We start from the raw sequence: 18,925 nt of genomic DNA, 5'->3' as shown, positions 1-18,925 counted from the left end.
GACACGCCGTGCGTGGCGCTCACAAGTGGCATCTCGCGGCGGGGAGAAGGCGCCCGGGCGGCGCGCGTCACTCCGCCGTCACGAGCCCGGCCCGGATGCCCCAGAGGACGACCTGCAGCCGGTCCCGCGCGCCGGTCTTCTGCAGGAGTCCGGCGAGGTGGTACTTCACCGTCGTCGGCTCGACGAAGAGCTCCTCGGCGATCTCGGCGTTGGAGAGCCCGCGCGCGAGCAGGCGGAGCACCTCGGATTCGCGCTCGGTCAACGGCACCGCCGCAGCCTCGGCACGCGGCGGAGTCGACCGGCGTCGCGTGCCGAACTCGGTCAGGATGCGCCGGGTGAGCCGCTGGTCCAGAGTCCCGCCGCCCGCGGCGACCGAGCGGACGGCTCCGAGGAGCGTGGCCTCGTCGGCGCCCTTCAGCAGGAAGCCCGCAGCCCCGGCCTCGAGGGCGGCGAACACCTCCGCGTCGACGTCGAAGGTGGTGAGGATCAGGACGTCCGCGTCGAGCGACGGATCGCCCGTGATCGCCCGGGTCGCGTCGATCCCGTCCCTGCCCGGCATGCGGATGTCCATGCAGACGACGTCGGGCCGCAGTGCGCGGGCGAGACGGACCGCCTCGTCGCCGTCGGCCGCCGCGCCCACGACCTCGATGTCGTCCTCGGCGCCGAGGATGACGGACAGGCCGGCGCGGACCACGGTCTGGTCGTCCACCACGAGGACGCGGATCACGGGCTGCTCCGACCGTCGAGGGGCACCACGAGGCGGTTCCGCCAGCCGCCGTCCGTCGTCGGGCCCGTGGTGAGGCGGGCGCCGATCAGCTCGGCGCGCTCCGCCATGCCCGCGAGCCCGAACCCGGGCGAGGCCGTCGCCGGCGCCGTCCGCTCGAGCGGCGCCTCGTTCCACACGACGACCTCGGCGGCCTCGGGGCCGAACACGATCCGCACCTCCGCGCGGGCGCCGCGCGCGTGGCGGGCGGCATTGGCGAGCGACTCCTGCACCATCCGGTAGGCGGCGGTCTCCGCGAGCGGACCGAGCGGTCGCGGCTCCCCCGCCGTCGTGCTCTCGATCCGCTGGCCCCGAGTGCGCGCCGCCTCGACGAGCCCGGCGATGCCGGCGACGGTCGGCGCCGGAGCGGGGCTGCCCGACGGGAGCGGCTCGTCGTCCGCGCGGAGCAGGCCCACCGCGCGACGGAGGTCGGTGAGGGTGATCCGCGCGTCGTCCTGCACCGTCCGCAGCAGGTCGCGGGCGCCCTCGGGATCGCGGGTGAGCAGCGCGGTGGCGGCCTGCGTGCCGACGATGATGCCGGAGAGGTGATGGCCGGCGATGTCGTGCAGCTCGCGGGCGAGCGCGGCCCGGTCGGCGCGGATCTCGCGCTCCGCTCGCTCGTGGCGCTCCCCCTCGGCCATCCGCTCCTGCTCCCGGAGGGCGGCGGCGAGCCGCTCCCGCCCGCGCAGCACGTCGGCCACGGCGGCCGGAGCGGCGTAGAGCAGCACGACCCGGGCGGCGATCAGGGCGAGCAGCACGGGGAGGCTCTCGCTCGACCCCGCGAGCAGCGCGGTGCCGCCGACCAGGGTGGTGGCCGCCGCTCCCGCCCCGAGCGCCACGAGCGCCGCCGTCCGGGGCAGGCGCCGGGCCACCGCGAACGAGGCGAGGACGACGGCGATCGCGCCGATCCCCAGCTCGCCCGCCGTGGTCGCGAGGACGACGAGATCGAGCAGCACGACGACCGCCAGGACCGGCAGCGGAGAGCGGCGCCGCAGCACCAGCGCCGCCGCCTGGAGGGCGACGAGGCCGGCGTGCACGAGCGGCGGGACGTCGCCGGGGCGCGGCGCCGGCAGCTCCTCGCTCCAGAGGGCCAGACCGAGGTAGCCGGCCGCGACGGCGAGGACGACGAGCGGAGGGAGCGCCGTCCGGAGCCGTCGCGTGGGCGTCGGGCGGGGCGCGGACATGGGTCGAGTCAACCACGCGGCTCGGCACCCGCACGGGTCGGGCACCGTGCCGCTCAGACGTCGCGGCGCGACAGGGCGACGGACGCGGCGGCGAGCAGCGCGGCGACGAGCGCGACCAGCCCGAGCGCGGCGATCCCGGCGCCGGGACCGGCCGGCTCCGCGCGGACGACGCTCTGCACCAGGGCGACCGGGAGGAACCGCGTCCACCCCGGAGCGCCGCCGTCGCCGACGAGCTGCGCCACACCGGCGACCACCGGCTCCGCGACGAGGACCGCCATCATCACGAGCACCCCGGCCAGCTGCGTCCGGCAGAGGATCCCGACGGCGAGGCCGATCAGAGCGAGACCGGCCACGGCGAGCGCTCCCCGGGCGAGAGCCGCGGCGATGTCGCCCGGAGCGGCGACGACGGGGGTGCCGGTCGCGGCGAGGGTGCCGAGCAGGGTCGCGAGGGCGGTGAGGCTCAGGAGGACGCCGACGGCGAGACCGCCGAGGCCGACGGCCGCCGCCTTCGCCAGCACGAGGCGGGTGCGCCGCGGACTCGCGAGCACCGCGCCGACGACGCCGCCGGAGCGGTCGTCGCTCGTCCCGGCGAGCACGCCGAGCAGCACGACGGCGACCAGGGCGAGACCGATCGATCCGCCGCTCATGGCGCCGCCGAGCGGGTTCAGCTGGTCGAGCTGGGCCGCCGCGGAGGCGAAGTCGAGGACGGGGAGGTCGACTCCCAGCTCGGCGGCGCCCGGTCCGACGGTGCCGGCGGCGAGGGCGGGGAGCAGGGTCGCGAGGGTGAGCTGCGTGAGCAGGAGGCCGAGCACGGCGACCGCCGCGGCCACTCTCGTCGCGGTCGTGGTGACGAGTCCGAGGAGTTCGGCGCGGATCATCAGCGCACCCCCGCCGAGGACGTGACGCCGAGGTAGAACCGCTCGAGGTCCCCCTCCGACTGCGCGAGCGCATCGGCCGTCGTCGTGTCCGCCACGACCCGGCCGTCCGCGACCACGACCACGTCGTCCGCGATCTCCCGCAGGTCGGACAGCAGGTGGGAGGACAGCAGCACCGCACCGCCGGCATCGGCGAAGGCGCGCAGTCGCGAGCGGAGCCAGTGCATGCCGGCCGGGTCGAGCCCGTTCGAGGGCTCGTCCAGCACGAGCAGCCGCGGCTCGCCGAGCAGCGCCGCCGCGATCGCGATCCGCTGCCGCATGCCGAGCGAGTAGCCCGAGGCCCGGCGGTCCGCCTCGGCGCTCATCCCCACCTCGGCGAGGACCGCCTCGACGCGCTCGGCGCCGACCCCGGCCCGGAGCGCCGCGATCCGCAGGTGCTGGCGGCCGGTGCGGGCGGGGTGCAGTCCACCCTGGTCGAGCACGGCGCCCACGGCCCGCGCGGGGTGCTCGAGGTCGCGGTAGCGGTGCCCGAGGACGAGGGCCTCGCCCGCGTCGCTCGCGGCGAGCCCGAGCAGCAGCCGGATCGTGGTGGTCTTGCCGGCTCCGTTGGGACCGAGCAGCCCGACGACCCGGCCGGACCGGACCGAGAAGGAGACGTCGTCGACGCGGAGGCGGCCGCGGAAGCTCGTGCAGAGCCCGCGGACGTCCAGGGGAAGGGGGTGTGGATTCGTCATGCATCCAGACTCCGGCCGCCGGGCCCGCGGCACCCGGGCCCTGCGATCAGCGTCCCCTGTCCGAAAGGACAGTCCTCCCCCTCGTGGCGGACCCGGTCCGGCACGCGCGCGCGTAGCGTCGAGGGATGGACATGTCGGCACTGCTCGGGAGCGCCATGGTCGCTCTGCTCGGAGCGGCGTACATCGCCACCGCGATCCTCGCCCTCGTCTCGATCCTCCGCTCGGGTCAGGACGTGGTGCTCACTGTCGTCTGGTGCGCGGTGGTGCTCATCGCGCCGCTCCTGGGCTCGCTGGCCTGGTTCGCGGTCGGACGGCGTCGCGCGCGCGTCCTCCCCGGCGACCGGCTGGGGTAGCCGGCCGGCCGTCGGCCACGGCGTCCCGCACCCGCCGGCCCTCGTCCCCGATCGAGTCGAGCACGACGTCCCGGAGGTGATCGGCGTCCTCTTGGCGCGCCACGGCACTCCTCTCGTTCGAGCCTCCCGTCGAGCCCGCGCTCGCCCCGGGGGTCACGGGGGTCGGCCCTGCGGCGAGCGCCGCCTCCACCCTCGCCTCACCCCTCCTGCAGCCCTCCCCGTTAGGAGCCCGTGAGGATCCGCGGGGAACCCGTATGGGATGCGTGAGCGCCGCCGATCGGTGCGCGGCGGAGGTGTCTACTCGGTGCTCGTGCCAGCTCTGGCAGGTGCCCGCGGATCCGCGGGTGCGACCGCCCCCGGATGGAGTCCTCCGTGCTCGACCTTGTCTACGTGATCGGCGTCCTCGCCGTCTTCACACTCGTCGGCGTCATCGCCAAGGGGGTCGAGCGGCTGTGATCGCGTTCGACGTCCTCGCCGCGGTCCTCGCGATCGCCGCGATCGGCTATCTCGTCCTCGCCCTCGTGAAGCCGGAGCGCTTCTGATGGACCCTCTCCTCTCGATCCTCCAGGTGGCCTCGGCCGCCCTCGTCCTCGTCCTGCTGTACCGCCCGCTGGGCGACTACATGGCGCACGTCTACTCCGCTCCGCGGGATCTCGGTGTGGAGCGCGGCTTCTACCGCCTCATCGGCGTCGATGCCCGCTCCGAGCAGAGCTGGCAGGCGTACCTGCGCGGTGTCCTCGCGTTCTCCCTCGTCAGCGTCCTGCTCGTCTACGGGATCCAGCGGGCGCAGGCGGTCCTGCCGTTCTCGCTCGGCTTCCCGGCGATCCCGGAGGGCCTGTCCTTCAACACCGCCGTCTCGTTCGTGACGAACACGAACTGGCAGTCGTACTCCCCCGACGTGACGATGGGCTACACGGTGCAGCTGATCGGGCTGGCCGTGCAGAACTTCGTCTCGGCGGCGGTCGGGATCGCGGTCGCCGTGGCTCTGATCCGCGGGTTCGCCCGGCGCGGCTCCGGCACGATCGGCAACTTCTGGGTCGACCTGACCCGCGGCGTCCTGCGCCTGCTGCTGCCGATGGCCGTGGTCAGCGCGGCGCTGCTGCTGGCGGGCGGCGTGATCCAGAACCTGTCCGGGTTCACCGAGGTCACCACCGTCACCGGCGCATCCCAGAGCATCCCGGGCGGTCCCGTCGCCTCGCAGGAGGCGATCAAGATGCTCGGCACCAACGGCGGCGGCTTCTTCAACGCCAACTCCGCGCACCCGTTCGAGAACCCGACGGCGTGGACGAGCCTCGTCCAGGTGATCCTGATGCTCGCGATCCCCTTCTCCCTGCCCCGCACCTTCGGGCGGATGGTCGGCAGCGCGAAGCAGGGCTATGCGATCCTCGCGGCGATGGCGACGATCTTCGTCGTCTCGCTCACCGCGCTCACCCTGCTGGAGCTCGCCGGCAGCGGCAGCGCTCCGCAGGCCGCGGGCGGCGCGATGGAGGGCAAGGAGCTGCGGTTCGGCATCGCCGGCTCGACCCTCTTCGGCACCACCAGCACGCTCACCTCGACCGGTGCCGTCAACTCGATGCACGACTCGTACACCGCGCTCGGCGGGATGCTGCCGATGCTGAACATGATGCTCGGCGAGGTCGCCCCCGGCGGCGTCGGATCGGGCCTCTACGGGATGCTCGTGCTCGCGATCCTCGCCGTCTTCATCGGCGGGCTGCTCGTCGGCCGCACCCCCGAGTACCTGGGCAAGAAGCTCGGCCCGCGCGAGATCAAGCTCGCGAGCATCTACATCCTGATCACCCCGACGCTGGTGCTCGCGGGCACCGCGCTCAGCTTCGCGATCCCCGCGGTGCGGGCGGACGTGGAGAGCACGTCGATCTGGAACCCCGGCCTGCACGGCCTGTCCGAGGTGCTCTACGCCTTCACCTCCGCGTCCAACAACAACGGCTCGGCGTTCGCGGGCCTCACCGCGAACACCCCCTGGCTGAACACGGCTCTCGGAGTGGCGATGCTGCTCGGCCGGTTCCTGCCGATCGTGATGGTGCTCGCGCTCGCCGGCTCGCTGGCGAAGCAGGGCAGCACGCCCTCCACCGCGGGGACGCTCCCGACGCACCGGCCGCAGTTCGTCGGCCTCCTCGTGGGCGTGACCGTCGTCGTCACCGCCCTCACCTACTTCCCCGTGCTCGCGCTCGGACCCCTCGCAGAAGGACTCCGCTAGACCATGACCACCACGCTCGACAGACCCGCCCCCGTCCCCGACCAGGAGCGGAGCCCCAAGCGCGGCGCCTCCGCCTTCAGCGTCGAGCAGATCGTCGCCGCCCTCCCCGGCGCGCTCCGCAAGCTCGACCCGCGCCTGATGGTGCGGAATCCGGTGATGTTCCTCGTCGAGGTCGGCGCCGCGCTGACCACGGTCCTCGCGATCGCCGAGCCCTTCCTCGGCGGCGCGCAGGAGTCCGGCGGCGCCCCCGTCCCCGTCTCCTTCACCTGGGGCATCGCGCTCTGGCTCTGGCTGACCGTCGTCTTCGCGAACCTCGCGGAGTCGGTCGCCGAGGGCCGCGGCAAGGCGCAGGCCGACAGTCTCCGGAAGACCCGCACGAGCACCACCGCCCGCCGGCTGCTGGAGTACCGCGCCGGCGACGGCGGCGCCGCACACGGGCAGGTGAGCGAGGTGTCCTCCGCCGACCTGCAGCTCGGCGACCACGTGGTCGTCGAGGCGGGCGAGCTCATCCCCGGCGACGGCGACATCGTCTGGGGCATCGCCTCGGTCGACGAGTCCGCCATCACCGGCGAGTCGGCCCCCGTGGTCCGCGAGTCCGGCGGCGATCGCAGCGCCGTCACCGGCGGCACCCGCGTCCTCTCCGACCGCATCGTCGTCCGCATCACCTCGAAGCCCGGCGAGACCTTCGTCGACCGGATGATCGGCCTGGTCGAAGGAGCGTCGCGGCAGAAGACGCCGAACGAGATCGCGCTGAACATCCTCCTCGCGAGCCTCTCCATCGTCTTCCTCGTCGTCGTCCTCACGCTGAACCCGATCGCCTCCTACGCCGCGGCGCCCGTCAGCGTCCCGGTGCTGGTGGCCCTGCTGGTCTGCCTCATCCCGACCACCATCGGCGCGCTGCTCTCCGCCATCGGCATCGCCGGCATGGACCGGCTCGTCCAGCGCAACGTGCTCGCGATGTCGGGCCGGGCGGTCGAGGCCGCGGGCGACGTCACCACTCTGCTGCTCGACAAGACCGGCACCATCACCTACGGCAACCGCCGCGCGACCGAGTTCCTCGCGGTCGGCGGCGCGGACCAGGACGAGCTGGTCCGCGCGGCCGCCTCCTCCTCGCTCAGCGACCCGACGCCGGAGGGGACGTCGATCGTCGATCTCGCCGCCGCCCTCGGGGTGCAGCGGGACGCCCTCGCGAGCGACGTCCTCTCCGCCGAGATCGTCCCCTTCACCGCGCAGACCCGGATGAGCGGCCTCGACCTCCCCGACGGATCGATGATCCGCAAGGGCGCCGGCTCGGCCGTCACCGCCTGGCTCGCGGACGGCGGCCCCCTCGCCGCGGCCGCCGAGCTCGAGGCGCAGGTGCACCGCGTCTCCGAGAGCGGCGGCACCCCGCTGGTCGTCGCGATCAAGGACGCGTCCGGCGCGGGCCGGGTCCTCGGCGTCGTCCACCTCAAGGACGTCGTCAAGGAGGGCCTGAAGGAGCGCTTCGCGGACCTGCGCGCGATGGGCATCCGCACCGTGATGATCACCGGCGACAACCCGCTCACCGCGAAGGCGATCGCGGCGGAGGCCGGTGTCGACGACTACCTCGCCGAGGCCACCCCCGAGCAGAAGCTCGACTACATCCGCCGGGAGCAGGAGGGCGGCAACCTCGTCGCGATGACCGGCGACGGCACCAACGACGCGCCCGCCCTCGCGCAGGCCGACGTCGGGGTCGCGATGAACACCGGCACGTCGGCCGCGAAGGAGGCCGGCAACATGGTCGACCTCGACTCCGACCCGACCAAGCTCATCGACATCGTCCGGATCGGCAAGCAGCTGCTGATCACCCGCGGAGCGCTCACGACGTTCTCCATCGCGAACGACGTCGCGAAGTACTTCGCGATCATCCCCGCGATGTTCTCCGGGGTCTTCCCGGGCCTGGCGGTGCTGAACGTGATGCAGCTGCACTCGTCCGCGTCGGCGATCCTCTCGGCGATCGTCTTCAACGCGATCATCATCGTCGTCCTCATCCCCCTCGCCCTGCGCGGCGTCGCCTACCGCGCCCTCAGCGCGTCCAAGGTGCTCAGCCGCAACCTCCTCGTCTACGGACTGGGCGGCGTGATCGCGCCCTTCATCGGCATCAAGCTGATCGACCTCGTCGTCGCCCTCCTCCCCGGCTTCTAGCCGCACCCGCAGCCGCACCACACACCCGCACCGCGCACACCAGCAGGAAGCAGACCACCCCATGACCCCCACCCGCGCAGGGCTCCGGCAGTACGGAGTCGCCCTCCGCGCACTCCTCGTCCTCACCGTCGCCCTCGGCGTCCTCTACCCCCTCGCGATCACCGGCCTCGGCCAGGTCGCCTTCGCCCGCCAGGCGAACGGCTCCCTGCTCACCGAGGACGGCGCGACCGTCGGCTCGAGCCTGATCGGCCAGTCCTTCACCGACGCCGACGGGAACCCGCTGCCGCAGTGGTTCCAGTCCCGGCCCTCCGCCGCCGGCGACGGCTACGACGCGAGCGCCTCCAGCGGCTCCAACCTCGGCCCCGAGAACGAGGACCTCGTCGCCGCGATCCGGGAGCGCCGCGCCGCGATCGCCGCGTCCGACGGCGTCGACCCCGCCGCCGTCCCCGCCGACGCCCTCACCGCCTCCGCCTCGGGCCTCGACCCGCACATCAGCCCCGCCTACGCCGAGCTGCAGATCGCCCGCGTCGCCCAGGCGCGCGGACTCGCCGAGGAGAGCGTCCGCGCCCTCGTCGCCGAGCACGTCCAGGGGCGCGACCTCGGGTTCCTCGGCGAGGAGACCGTGAACGTCCTCGAGCTCAACCTGGCCCTCGCGGCCCTGGCGAGCTGAGCCCGCGATGAGGACGGGGCGGCTCCGAGTGCTCCTGGGCGCCGCCCCCGGCGTCGGCAAGACCTACGAGATGCTCGAGGAGGGGCGGCGGCTGCGCAGCGAGGGCCGAGACGTCGTCGTCGCCTTCGTCGAGACCCACGGCCGCGCCGCGACCGCCGCGATGGTCACCGGCCTCGAGGTCGTCCCGCGGACCGTCCTCGAGCACCGCGGCGTGCAGCTCACCGAGCTGGACCTCGACGCCGTCCTCGCCCGCCGCCCCGGCATCGCCCTCGTCGACGAACTCGCCCACACCAACGCGCCCGGCTCGGCGCACGAGAAGCGCTGGCAGGACGTCCGCACCCTCCTCGACGCCGGCATCGACGTCGTCTCGACCGTCAACATCCAGCACATCGAGTCGCTCAACGACGTCGTGCAGCAGATCACCGGAGTCCCGCAGCGCGAGACCATCCCCGACGCGATCCTGCGCGGCGCCGACCAGATCGAGGTCGTCGACCTCGCCCCGCAGGCCCTGCGCGACCGGCTCGCCGCGGGCCGGGTCTACCCGTCCGAGCGGATCGACGCCGCCCTGTCCAACTACTTCCGGCTCGGCAACCTCACCGCGCTGCGCGAGCTGGCCCTGCTCTGGCTCGCCGACGAGGTCGACTCGGCGCTGAAGGACTACCGCGTCGCGCACGGCATCGACAGCACGTGGGAGGCGCGCGAGCGCGTGGTCGTCACCCTCACCGGCGGCCCCGAGGGCGAGACCCTGCTGCGCCGCGGCGCCCGCATCGCCGCCCGCTCCTCCGGCGGCGAGCTGCTCGCCGTGCACGTCACCAGCCAGGACGGGCTGCGCGCGGCCCGCCCCGAGGTGCTCGCCCAGCAGCGCGCCCTCGTCGACACCCTCGGCGGCAGCTACCACCAGATCGTCGGCGAGGACGTCCCCGCCGCCCTCGTCGAGTTCGCCCGCTCCGTCGACGCGACCCAGCTCGTCCTCGGCGTCAGCCGCCGCAGCCGGCTCGCCGCCGCGCTCACCGGCCCCGGCATCGGCGCCACGGTCATCCGCGAATCGGGGCGGATCGACGTGCACATCGTCAACCACGCCTCGGCCGGCCGCTCCCCCGCGCTCCCCCGGCTCGGCGGAGCGCTGACCCTCAAGCGGCGGGTGCTCGGCCTGCTGCTCGCCCTCGTCGGCGGGCCGCTGCTGACCTGGCTGCTCGCCTCCTTCCGCAGCGACGAGTCGATCACCAGCGACGTCCTCGCCTACCAGGTGCTCGTCGTCCTCGTCGCGCTCGTCGGCGGCATCGGCCCGGCGCTCTTCGCCGCCGTGCTCTCCGGACTCACCCTCGACTTCTTCTTCGTCGACCCGCTCTACACGGTCACGGTCGACGAGCCGCTGCACGCGCTCGCCCTCGCGCTCTACATCGCCAACGCGGTCCTCGTCAGCGCCGTCGTCGACCGCGCCGCCCGCCGCGCCCGCTCCGCCCGCCGCGCCGGCGCCGAGGCCGAGCTGCTCGCCACCATCGCCGGCGGGGTCATCCGCGGGCAGGACGCCCTGCAGGCGATCCTCGAGCGCGCCCGCGAGGCCTTCGGGCTCACCGGCGTCCGGCTGATGCGCGGCTCCGAGCGCCTGGGCTCCGACGGCGAGCCCGGCGGGCAGCACGAGACCATCCCCGTCGGCGGCACCGCCGTCCTCGAGCTGCACGGCCGCTCCGTCGGAGCCGGCGAGCGCCGCCTCCTCTCCGTCGTCGCCGCGCAGCTCGACGCCGCCCTGCAGCACCAGGCCCTCAGCGAGACGGCCAGCGGACTCGCCCCCCTGGCCGAGACCGACCGGGTGCGCAGCGCCCTGCTCTCCGCCGTCAGCCACGACCTGCGCCGCCCGCTCGCCGCCGCCACCGCCGCGATCAGCGGACTGCGCTCCACCGACGTCGCCTGGAGCGCCGCCGACCGCGCGGAGCTGCTCGCCACCGCGGACGAGAGCCTGGCCACCCTCGCCGACCTCGTCACGAACCTCCTCGACGTCACGCGCCTGCAGGCCGGGGTCCTCGCGGTCTCGCTCGCCCCCGTCGACCCCTCCGATGTGATCCTCCCGGCGATCGACGAGCTCGGCCTCGGCCCGGCGGAGCTCGACCTCGATCTCGACCTCGACCTGCCGCCGGCGCTCGCCGACGCGGGGCTGCTCCAGCGCGTGGTGGTGAACCTGCTCGCCAACGCGGCCCGCCACTCCCCGCCCGACCGGCGCGTGCGGATCTCGACCAGCGGCTTCGCCGGGACCCTGCAGATCCGCGTCGCCGACCACGGACCGGGCATCGCCCCCGAGCGCCGCGCCGACGTCTTCGTCCCCTTCCAGCGCCTCGGCGACACCGACAACACCACGGGTCTCGGCCTCGGCCTCGCCCTGTCCAAGGGCTTCACGGAGGGGATGGGCGGCACGCTCGACACCGAGGACACCCCGGGCGGCGGGCTGACGATGGTGATCACCCTGCCGCTCGCCGCGAGCGCGCCGAGCGCGACCGAGGAGGTCGCCCGGTGAAGATCCTCCTCGCCGACGACGACGCGCAGCTGCTGCGCGCCCTCCGGGTCACCCTCGGCGCCCGCGGCTACGAGGTCGTCACCGCCGGCAGCGGCACCGCGGCGCTGAACCTCGCCGTCGAGCACCGTCCCGACCTCGTCGTCCTCGATCTCGGCCTGCCCGAGCTCGACGGCCTCGACGTGATCCACGGGCTGCGCGGCTGGAGCACCGCGCCGATCCTCGTCGTCTCCGGCCGCACGGGCTCCGCCGACACCGTCGACGCCCTCGACGCCGGCGCCGACGACTACGTCACCAAGCCCTTCGCGATGGACGAGCTGCTCGCCCGCATCCGCGCCCTGACCCGGCGCCTGAGCGCCCACGAGAGCGAGTCGCTGATCGGCGTCGGCGACCACGTCGTCGACCTCACCGCCAAGGCCGTCACCCGGCGCACGGGCGACGGCGGCGTCGCCGTCCGCCTCACCCCCACCGAGTGGCGGGTGCTCGAGCTGCTCGTCCGCAACCCCGGCCGGCTCGTCACCCGCCAGACGCTGCTGAACGACATCTGGGGCCCGAGCCACGCCGCCGACACCGGCTACCTCCGCCTCTACATCGCCCAGCTGCGGAAGAAGCTCGAACCCGAGCCGGCCCGCCCGCGGCACCTGCTCACGGAGTCGGGGATGGGCTACCGCTTCGTCCCCGGCGACGCCCCGGGGCCCGGCTGAGCGCAGCGTCGGCCGAGCAGGTGGAGCGTCAGCCGATCGGACGGGGCGCGACGCCGACGCGGACCGCCCCGCCCGAGGCGCGCCGCATCCCCTCGTCCAGATCCGCCAGGGCCACCGTCTCGCCGACGAGACCGGCGAACGGCCATGCCTGCCAGCGATCGACGAGGTACGCCGACGCCGCCGCGAGGTGCTCCGGCGCGTAGTTGTGCACGCCCCGCACGGTCAGCAGCCCGCGCACCACGCGCTCCGGATCCAGCGGCACCGGCTCGGTCGGGAACACGCTGCCGACCAGCACGACCACGCCGCCGACCGCCGCGCGCGCGAGCGCCGATCCGACGGCCGCCCGCGCGCCGGACGCCTCGAGCACCACGTCGAACTCCCCGCCCTCCTCCTCCGGCCGCCTCGCACGGGCACCGAAGCGCTCGGCCAGCGCGCGCCGCGCCGGATCCGGCTCGACGAGCGTCACGACCGCCCCGCGATCCGTCGCCATCGCCGCCGCGGTCAGCCCGATCAGCCCCGCGCCGCTGATCAGCACGTCGGCGCCGGCCAGCGGCCGCACCGCCTCGGCGGCGGCGAGCGCGGCCCACGCGGTGGCGGTGCCGCAGGACGCGGGCGCCAGGACGGCCGCCGGCACGTCCTCGGGCACCCGGATGATCGGCGTGCCGGCGACGACGTGCGCGTGGGTGGCGAAGCCGCCCGACAGCGCCCATGCGTCGCTCATCCGCTCGTGCCCGTACTTGCGCAGCGTCCGGCACTTCTGCGGCAAGCCGCCCGAACAGCGGTCGCAGGAGCCGCAGCTCGCGGCGATCGACCACAGCACTCGGTCGCCGACGGCGAGGAGCGAGCCGTCGAGCGCGCGGGGCCCGCCCGTCCCCAGCTCGACGACGCGGCCCAGCTGCTCGTGCCCGAGGACCAGCGGCGCCGGAGCACTGCGGTCGCCGTGCACGGTGTGCACGTCCGAGCCGCAGATCGTCGCCAGCTCGATCTCGACCAGCACGTCGCCCGGACCGAGCCGGACCGTGACGAACGCGACCGCCTCGTGCGCGCGGTCCGGCGCCAGCCAGACCATCGCGGTGGCCGAGGGCCGCAGCTCGACGCGCCGCGACTCCGGATCGATGCGCGGCGCCGCGATCGCCGTCCTCATCGCAGCGACAGCGTGCGGAGCGCCGTGACGTCCTCGATCACCGCGTGCGCGCCGGCCGCGCTCAGGCGGTCGCGGTCGTGCGCGCCGCTCAGCACGCCGACGACGAGCCCGGCTCCCGCGCGCAGGCCCGAGAGGACGTCGCTGGCCGTGTCGCCGACCACGGCGACGGCGCTCATCGCGCTCACCTCCGCGCGCAGGGCGGCGGTCAGGACGAGATCCGGCGCGGGGCGGCCGCGGCCGGCGTCGGCGGGCGAGAGCGCGATCCCGACGAGATCGCGCCAGCCGAGCGCGTCGAGGATCGCGTCGCGGGTGACCGGGGCGAAGCCCGTGGTCAGCGCCACGGCGACCCCGGCGTCGCGGAGCTCCTGCAGCAGCTCCTCGGCGCCGGCGATCGGCGCGGCGGCGCCCTCCAGGATCAGCTCGGCGTAGGCGTCCTCGAACGCGGCGGTGGCCCGCTCCGCCGCGGCGACGTCACCCCCGGCGAGGTGCGTGAACACGTCGATCTTCGACTGCCCCATCGTCTCGCGCACGTAGCCGAGCGCCTCGGGCCACGGCAGGCGGTCGGCGACGCCCGTGCGCTCGGCGGCGCGCTGGAACGCCTGCTCGACGACGCCGTCGTCCGTGACGGTCGTGCCCGCCATGTCGAGCACGACGAGCTCGACGCCGGCCAGAGCCGGACCGAGACCGGCCGGACCGAATGCAGCGGTGCCGAGGGGAGCGGGAGCGGGAGCGGGGATCGTGCTGGTCATCAGCGGCCTTCCGAGGAGACGAGGAGGGATGCGGTGCGCTCGAAGCGCTCCGCGAGCGTGGTCTCGGCGAGACCCAGCCCGGTGGTCATGCCGATGCCCGTGGTGACGGTGCGCACGAGGACGCCCGGGATCGGCTCGGCGACGAGGAACTCGTCGCGCCCGCTGGCGTAGACGCCCTGCCAGCGCTCCAGCACCCGCGGCGCCGCCCCGAACAGGCGAGCGGTCGCCTCGAGCAGGAGCTCCGCGGTCGCCTCGGACTGGAACGGCTCGGGAGTGATCGAGCGGTGGTGGGAGTCGCCGACGACGACGCTCCCGTCGGGCAGCTGCGTGTACATCTGGTTCAGGTCGATCGCGGCGAGGTCCGGCCGGTCGGCGTGCAGCCGGGCCCGCACCGCCGCCGCCTCCGGCAGACGCGCGAAGCCGCTGTAGCGCACGAGCGACCAGCCCGTCAGCAGCGGCGCGGCCAGCGCGGCGCGCAGCGGCAGCTGCACGCGCAGCATGTCGAGGGAGCAGCGCACCACCTCGTGGGCCTCCGCGAGCTCGGGCAGCAGCTGGTCGAGGTCGTGGTTCACCGCGACGACGATCGTGTCGGCGAGGATCGCGCCCCGGCTGGTCTCCACGACGCCCTCGGCGACGCGGCCGACCGCCGTGCGCATCCGGAACTCGACACCCCGCTCAGCCAGGTGCCGGACGATCGCGGCCGCCGCCGTCCGCGGATCCGCCTGCAGGTCGTAGGGCAGCACCGCTCCCCCGACGACGACCGCCGGATCGACCGGCGTCACCGCCGCGATCTCCCGCGCATCGAGCAGCTCGATCTCGGGGCCGTCGCCGAAGCCGAACGGCTCCTGCGCGGCCGCCGCCTCGAGGAGGGCGAGCTCGTCCGCGTGCCGCGCCACGATGTGCGTGCCGCGGCGGCCGAGCGCGACGCCGGCGTCCCGCGAGAGCCGCAGCCACGCCTCCCGGGCCGCGAGCCCGTAGCGCAGCGCCTCGCCCGACTGCGGCGTGAAGCAGAGGTGGCCGAAGTTGCGCACGGTCGAGCCCATCGGCGCGGCGGTGCGGTCCAGGACCACGACGCGCAGTCCGCGGCGCACGGCGGCGTACGCGGCACCGAGGCCGACGATCCCGGAGCCGACGACGGCGACGTCGTACCGGGCGCTCATCGGAGCACCTTCCGCAGCCACATCGCGAGCCCCTCCACGACGAGCACGGTCACCAGGATCATCAGGACGATCGCGGTCACGGTCGCGTAGTTCGAGCCCTGCGCCGCGTTCAGCAGGTAGTAGCCGATCCCGCCGCCGCCGACGATGCCCAGCAGGGTCGCCGCGCGGATGTTGGTGTCGAGCAGGTAGAAGGTGTGGCCGAGCATCGCGCGCGCCCCCTGGGGAAGAGTGGCTCCGGCGTACACCTGGAGCCGGGTGGCGCCGGTCGCGACGAGGGCGCGCTCCGGTCCGGAGTCGACCTCCTCGAGCGAGTCGGCGATGAGCTTGCCGAGCAGCCCCACCCCGCCGACCGCCAGCGCGATCGTGCCGGCCTGGGTGCCCAGCCCCGACACGACGATGAGCAGGATGGCGAGGATGAGCTCGGGGACGCCGCGCACCGCGACCAGCAGCAGCCGGAAGCCGCCGCGGGCGGTGCGGGTCGGGGCGACGTTGCGCGCCGCGAGCGAGCCGACGACGACGGAGACGACGACGGTGAGCAGCGCCGCGGCGAGCGCGATGGCGACGGTCTCGCGCATCGCCTCGACCATCGTGCCGGTGTCGTAGCTGCCGAACGACGGCGGCCAGAACTGCGCGGCGACGGCGGGGACGCGGCCCCAGAAGGTCAGCGCGTCGCTCCAGGTGATGTCGCTGACGACGACGCCCGCGACGATCACGACCGCCGTGACGGCACCGGCGAGCGCGTTCCGCACCCGGGTCGGCGTCCACGGCCGGCGCAGGGCCGACTCCGGCGTCCACCGCGGTCCGCCACCCGCCGGCCGCCGCACGGTGCCTGCGCGGTCGCCGCGCACCCGGCGGACGAGAGCGGCGACCGGCCCGGAGCCGGAGGCGTCCCGCCCGAGCATCGCCGTGCGCACCGAGCTCGAGACGATCTCCATCGCCACGCAGAGCGCGAAGATCACCAGCGCGATGCCGATGCCCCGCCCGTACTGCAGCGACTTGAACGCGTAGGACATCTCCAGGCCCAGGCCCGCGACACCGACGTAGCCGAGGATCACGGAGCCGCGCAGGTTGATGTCGTTGCGGTGCAGCACCGTCGCGACCCAGGAGGGCAGCACCTGCGGCAGCACGCCCGAGGTGAACTCCTGCAGCCGCGTGCCGCCCGCGGCGCGGATCGCCAGGCGCGGCCCCTCGTCGATCTGCTCGATCGCGTCGGCGAAGAGCTTCGAGATCATGCCGACCGAGTGCAGGCCGATCGCGAGGATGCCGGGCAGCGAGCCGAGCGAGAACATCAGCACGAAGACCATCGCGAGGACGACGTCCGGGATCGCGCGGGCCAGCACGCCGACGAAGCGCGCGACCGCCCGGGCCGCGTGTCCGGGCGTCGTGTTCGCCGCCGCGAGGTACGCCAGCGGCACCGAGAGCACCGCCGCGAGCAGCGTCCCCGTGAGGACGAGCCCGAGGGTCTGCGCGGTCAGCGCGAGCAGCTCGGCCGGCTCGGGGAAGCTGATCGCGCCGACCCGGCCGAGGAAGCGCTCGGCGTTCGAGAGCGACTGCAGCATCCGCGGCACCGAGACGTCGATCTCGATCAGCGCGGCGACCGCGAGCCCCGCGAGGGCGAGCAGGGTCAGGACGGCGGCGATCCGCTCCGGGGAGCGCCGCGGCCTCGGAGCGCGCGCGGCGACCGCCGGGTCCGGGCGGCGCTCGGTGCGCGGCGGCAGGACGGCCGTCATCGGGTGCGCTCCGGGGTGAGCAGCTCGTTCTGCACGGCCTCGAGCTCCGAGGTCGTGGTCGCGACCCGGCCGTAGATCTCCATGACCTCGGCCTTGGAGAGCCCCGCCGCCGGGGTGTCCAGCACGACGGAGCCGTGCCGCAGCCCGACGATCCGGTCGGCCCACGAGATGGCGAGGTCCACCTGGTGCAGGCTGCACAGCACGGTGAGCCCCTCCTCCGCCGCGATCTCGCGGATCAGCGCCATGACCTGGTCGCTCGACTCCGGGTCGAGGGAGGCGACGGGCTCGTCCGCCAGCAGGATCGAGGGGTTCTGCATCAGGGCGCGCGCGATCGCGACGCGCTGCTGCTGCCCGCCCGAGAGCGTGTCGGCGCGCTGGTAGGCGCGCTCGAGCAGGCCGACCCGCTCGAGGTGCTGCAGCGCGCGCAGCTTCTTCGCCTTCGGGTAGCTCCACAGACCCAGGCGCGGGCCGCGCAGCTCCGCGAGCGCCCCGGTCAGCACGTTCTCGAGCACCGTCAGCGACGGCACGAGCTCGAACTGCTGGAAGATGAACCCCACCTTCCCGCGGAGGGTCCGCAGCCGTCCGCCGCGCAGCGCCGGCACGTCCTCGCCGAGCACGCGGACCGAGCCGGCGGTCGGCGCCTCGAGCGCGTCGACGTGGCGCAGCAGCGTGGACTTGCCCGACCCGGAGAGCCCGAGCAGGACGACGATCTCGCCGCGGCGGACGGTCAGCGACACCCCGTCGAGGGCGGTCGTCGAGCCGAACCGCTTGGTGAGGTCGGTGATCTCGACCACGGCGTCGGCCGCGGGAGTGGAGGATGTCGTCATCGGGGTCTCCGGATCGGGTCGGTCGGTTCAGCGCTCGGCCGCGGGGCGCCGGGTCAGGCCTGGCACTGCGTGGCGTCGGTCGCCTCGCAGATGTCGCGGATCTGGTCGTAGTACGCGTCGTCGACCGGCTTGGTCTCGTAGAAGACGCTGCGGAAGCCGTCGCTGTCGGCCGACTCGATGCCGGCGGCGATGATGTCGTCGACGGTGACCTCGGAGAGGATGTCCTTCAGCTGCTGCTTGAGGTCGTCCGGCAGGGTGTCGGACTCGACGATCGGGGCGCCGGGGACCATGGTCCGCTCGATCACGGTGACGGCGTCGGACTTCTCGACCTCGCTGTCCTCCGCGAAGCCGGCTTCGCACTCGACGTTCTCGCCGACCTTCCGCACCGAGACGTCGTGCTTGCCCGCGAAGACCGGGGTGATGTCGGTCTCCGGGTCCGGACCCGCCTCGAGCAGGTTGTAGCTCGGGAAGAGGTAGCCCGAGGTGGAGGACGGGTCGACGAAGCAGACCTTCCTGCCCTTCATGTCCGCGATCGAGGCGATGTCGCTGCCGTTCGGGACGATGGCCTCGGAGTAGTAGCCGGGCTCCTGCCCCTCCGCGGTCACGATCGAGGAGATCGGAGTGAGCTCCGCGCCGTTGTTCGTGGCGGTGACGTAGGTGAAGCCGGAGAAGCTGGCGACGTCGATCTGGCCGGCGATGGCCGCCTCGATCAGCGCCGCGTAGTCGGTCGACTCGTGGTACTCCACGGTCTTGCCGGTCTCCTGCGCGATGTAGTCCATCAGCGGCTGGTAGTTGGTCTCGGTGTCGACGGAGTCGGGGACGACGCCGAAGACGAGGGTGCTCGAGTCGACGGCGAAGCCGGCCTCGGCGCCGCCGGCGTCGGTCGAGCCGGCCGACGCGGTGCCGGAGCAGCCGGCCAGGAGCGCGAGGGCGCCGGCGGCGGCCAGCGCGGTGAGGGCCGAGCGGGAGAAGGAGGTCAGGCGGGCGCGGGTCTGCATGATGGCCTTTCGGGCGAGGAGGGCGTCGAGGGGGACGACCAGAACTCTGCCCCACCCAGTGCCTACGTATGTACCTATCTCGCCACTGTTCACGACGTGTTCACCGATCTCCCTCCCGCACCGACCGCGACAACCGGACCGCCGGCGGCG

The 18,925-nt window shown here is 74.2% G+C and carries 17 protein-coding genes; 7 read left to right on the top strand and 10 right to left on the bottom strand.

What is annotated here, in order from left to right; all coding sequences use genetic code 11:
* Positions 1-67: 67 nt before the first annotated feature.
* From HQQ82_RS00315 to HQQ82_RS00300, 4 genes are read right to left on the bottom strand one after another with little or no spacing between them, the layout of a single operon-like run.
* The gene (locus HQQ82_RS00315; RefSeq protein ID WP_173231116.1) at positions 68-727 is read right to left on the bottom strand and encodes a response regulator transcription factor; all 660 of its coding nucleotides are present in this window, start codon (positions 725-727) and stop codon (positions 68-70) included.
* Positions 724-1,947 (bottom strand): sensor histidine kinase, encoded by a 1,224-nt coding sequence (locus HQQ82_RS00310; RefSeq protein WP_173231115.1) that lies wholly within the window; start codon positions 1,945-1,947, stop codon positions 724-726. Before HQQ82_RS00310 ends, HQQ82_RS00315 begins: the two co-directional genes overlap by 4 nt.
* A gap of 53 nt (positions 1,948-2,000) precedes the next feature.
* Complete coding sequence (locus HQQ82_RS00305) at positions 2,001-2,825, bottom strand: hypothetical protein (RefSeq protein WP_173231114.1); 825 nt, start codon at positions 2,823-2,825, stop codon at positions 2,001-2,003.
* Positions 2,825-3,556, bottom strand: a complete 732-nt coding sequence (locus HQQ82_RS00300; protein ID WP_173231113.1) for an ATP-binding cassette domain-containing protein — start codon at positions 3,554-3,556, stop codon at positions 2,825-2,827. The genes HQQ82_RS00305 and HQQ82_RS00300 overlap by 1 nt, the downstream gene beginning before the upstream one ends.
* 125 nt (positions 3,557-3,681) lie before the next feature.
* Between HQQ82_RS00300 and HQQ82_RS00295 the strand changes: the two genes are divergently transcribed.
* From HQQ82_RS00295 to HQQ82_RS00265, 7 genes are all read left to right on the top strand, one after another.
* Positions 3,682-3,909 (top strand): PLD nuclease N-terminal domain-containing protein, encoded by a 228-nt coding sequence (locus tag HQQ82_RS00295; RefSeq protein ID WP_173231112.1) that lies wholly within the window; start codon positions 3,682-3,684, stop codon positions 3,907-3,909.
* Positions 3,910-4,361: 452 nt separating this feature from the next.
* On the top strand, positions 4,362-4,451 hold the full coding sequence (locus tag HQQ82_RS20215; protein ID WP_173231111.1) for a potassium-transporting ATPase subunit F: 90 nt from the start codon (positions 4,362-4,364) through the stop codon (positions 4,449-4,451).
* Complete coding sequence (gene kdpA / locus HQQ82_RS00285) at positions 4,451-6,124, top strand: potassium-transporting ATPase subunit KdpA (protein ID WP_173231110.1); 1,674 nt, start codon at positions 4,451-4,453, stop codon at positions 6,122-6,124. Before HQQ82_RS20215 ends, kdpA begins: the two co-directional genes overlap by 1 nt.
* A 3-nt stretch (positions 6,125-6,127) precedes the next feature.
* On the top strand, positions 6,128-8,287 hold the full coding sequence (gene kdpB / locus HQQ82_RS00280) for a potassium-transporting ATPase subunit KdpB (RefSeq protein WP_173231109.1): 2,160 nt from the start codon (positions 6,128-6,130) through the stop codon (positions 8,285-8,287).
* A gap of 61 nt (positions 8,288-8,348) precedes the next feature.
* Positions 8,349-8,957, top strand: coding sequence for a potassium-transporting ATPase subunit KdpC (gene kdpC / locus HQQ82_RS00275; protein ID WP_173231108.1), 609 nt, complete (start codon positions 8,349-8,351; stop codon positions 8,955-8,957).
* Between the two features lie 7 nt (positions 8,958-8,964).
* Positions 8,965-11,466 carry an ATP-binding protein gene (locus tag HQQ82_RS00270; protein ID WP_173231107.1) on the top strand — a complete coding sequence of 834 codons (2,502 nt, stop codon included), beginning with the start codon at positions 8,965-8,967 and terminating at the stop codon, positions 11,464-11,466.
* Positions 11,463-12,167 (top strand): response regulator transcription factor, encoded by a 705-nt coding sequence (locus HQQ82_RS00265; protein WP_173231106.1) that lies wholly within the window; start codon positions 11,463-11,465, stop codon positions 12,165-12,167. Before HQQ82_RS00270 ends, HQQ82_RS00265 begins: the two co-directional genes overlap by 4 nt.
* Before the next feature lie 28 nt (positions 12,168-12,195).
* Here the strand turns inward: HQQ82_RS00265 and HQQ82_RS00260 are convergent, their stop codons facing one another.
* Genes HQQ82_RS00260 through HQQ82_RS00235 form a run of 6 tightly spaced genes read right to left on the bottom strand, consistent with a single transcriptional unit; the run spans position 12,196 to position 18,775 of the window.
* Positions 12,196-13,311, bottom strand: coding sequence for a zinc-binding dehydrogenase (locus tag HQQ82_RS00260; protein ID WP_173231105.1), 1,116 nt, complete (start codon positions 13,309-13,311; stop codon positions 12,196-12,198).
* A complete protein-coding gene (locus HQQ82_RS00255) occupies positions 13,308-14,060 on the bottom strand; it encodes an HAD-IA family hydrolase (protein ID WP_173231104.1) in 753 nt (250 codons plus the stop codon). Before HQQ82_RS00255 ends, HQQ82_RS00260 begins: the two co-directional genes overlap by 4 nt.
* Positions 14,060-15,220 (bottom strand): TIGR03364 family FAD-dependent oxidoreductase, encoded by a 1,161-nt coding sequence (locus HQQ82_RS00250; protein WP_173231103.1) that lies wholly within the window; start codon positions 15,218-15,220, stop codon positions 14,060-14,062. Before HQQ82_RS00250 ends, HQQ82_RS00255 begins: the two co-directional genes overlap by 1 nt.
* Positions 15,217-16,950 carry an ABC transporter permease gene (locus tag HQQ82_RS00245; protein ID WP_173231102.1) on the bottom strand — a complete coding sequence of 578 codons (1,734 nt, stop codon included), beginning with the start codon at positions 16,948-16,950 and terminating at the stop codon, positions 15,217-15,219. Before HQQ82_RS00245 ends, HQQ82_RS00250 begins: the two co-directional genes overlap by 4 nt.
* A complete protein-coding gene (phnC, locus tag HQQ82_RS00240; protein ID WP_173231101.1) occupies positions 16,947-17,777 on the bottom strand; it encodes a phosphonate ABC transporter ATP-binding protein in 831 nt (276 codons plus the stop codon). The genes HQQ82_RS00245 and phnC overlap by 4 nt, the downstream gene beginning before the upstream one ends.
* A 53-nt stretch (positions 17,778-17,830) precedes the next feature.
* Positions 17,831-18,775: a phosphate/phosphite/phosphonate ABC transporter substrate-binding protein gene (locus HQQ82_RS00235; RefSeq protein ID WP_173231100.1), complete on the bottom strand. Its 945-nt coding sequence runs from the start codon at positions 18,773-18,775 to the stop codon at positions 17,831-17,833.
* Positions 18,776-18,925 lie beyond the last annotated feature (150 nt).

Source organism: Rathayibacter sp. VKM Ac-2856, assembly GCF_013205055.1.
Lineage (GTDB): Bacteria > Actinomycetota > Actinomycetes > Actinomycetales > Microbacteriaceae > Rathayibacter.
Note: the sequence above shows the minus strand (reverse complement) of the source record. Positions and strands in the feature narration are given on the sequence as shown.

What these genes read in the sequence shown, in the direction of transcription:
- HQQ82_RS00310 (WP_173231115.1), bottom strand. Translation starts at nt 1,947, where the DNA reads ATGTCCGCGCCCCGCCCGACGCCCACGCGACGGCTCCGGACGGCGCTC.
- HQQ82_RS00305 (WP_173231114.1), bottom strand. Translation starts at nt 2,825, where the DNA reads ATGATCCGCGCCGAACTCCTCGGACTCGTCACCACGACCGCGACGAGA.
- HQQ82_RS00300 (WP_173231113.1), bottom strand. Translation starts at nt 3,556, where the DNA reads ATGACGAATCCACACCCCCTTCCCCTGGACGTCCGCGGGCTCTGCACG.
- HQQ82_RS00295 (WP_173231112.1), top strand. Translation starts at nt 3,682, where the DNA reads ATGGACATGTCGGCACTGCTCGGGAGCGCCATGGTCGCTCTGCTCGGA.
- kdpA (WP_173231110.1), top strand. Translation starts at nt 4,451, where the DNA reads ATGGACCCTCTCCTCTCGATCCTCCAGGTGGCCTCGGCCGCCCTCGTC.
- kdpB (WP_173231109.1), top strand. Translation starts at nt 6,128, where the DNA reads ATGACCACCACGCTCGACAGACCCGCCCCCGTCCCCGACCAGGAGCGG.
- kdpC (WP_173231108.1), top strand. Translation starts at nt 8,349, where the DNA reads ATGACCCCCACCCGCGCAGGGCTCCGGCAGTACGGAGTCGCCCTCCGC.
- HQQ82_RS00270 (WP_173231107.1), top strand. Translation starts at nt 8,965, where the DNA reads ATGAGGACGGGGCGGCTCCGAGTGCTCCTGGGCGCCGCCCCCGGCGTC.
- HQQ82_RS00260 (WP_173231105.1), bottom strand. Translation starts at nt 13,311, where the DNA reads ATGAGGACGGCGATCGCGGCGCCGCGCATCGATCCGGAGTCGCGGCGC.
- HQQ82_RS00255 (WP_173231104.1), bottom strand. Translation starts at nt 14,060, where the DNA reads ATGACCAGCACGATCCCCGCTCCCGCTCCCGCTCCCCTCGGCACCGCT.
- HQQ82_RS00250 (WP_173231103.1), bottom strand. Translation starts at nt 15,220, where the DNA reads ATGAGCGCCCGGTACGACGTCGCCGTCGTCGGCTCCGGGATCGTCGGC.
- HQQ82_RS00245 (WP_173231102.1), bottom strand. Translation starts at nt 16,950, where the DNA reads ATGACGGCCGTCCTGCCGCCGCGCACCGAGCGCCGCCCGGACCCGGCG.
- phnC (WP_173231101.1), bottom strand. Translation starts at nt 17,777, where the DNA reads ATGACGACATCCTCCACTCCCGCGGCCGACGCCGTGGTCGAGATCACC.
- HQQ82_RS00235 (WP_173231100.1), bottom strand. Translation starts at nt 18,775, where the DNA reads ATGCAGACCCGCGCCCGCCTGACCTCCTTCTCCCGCTCGGCCCTCACC.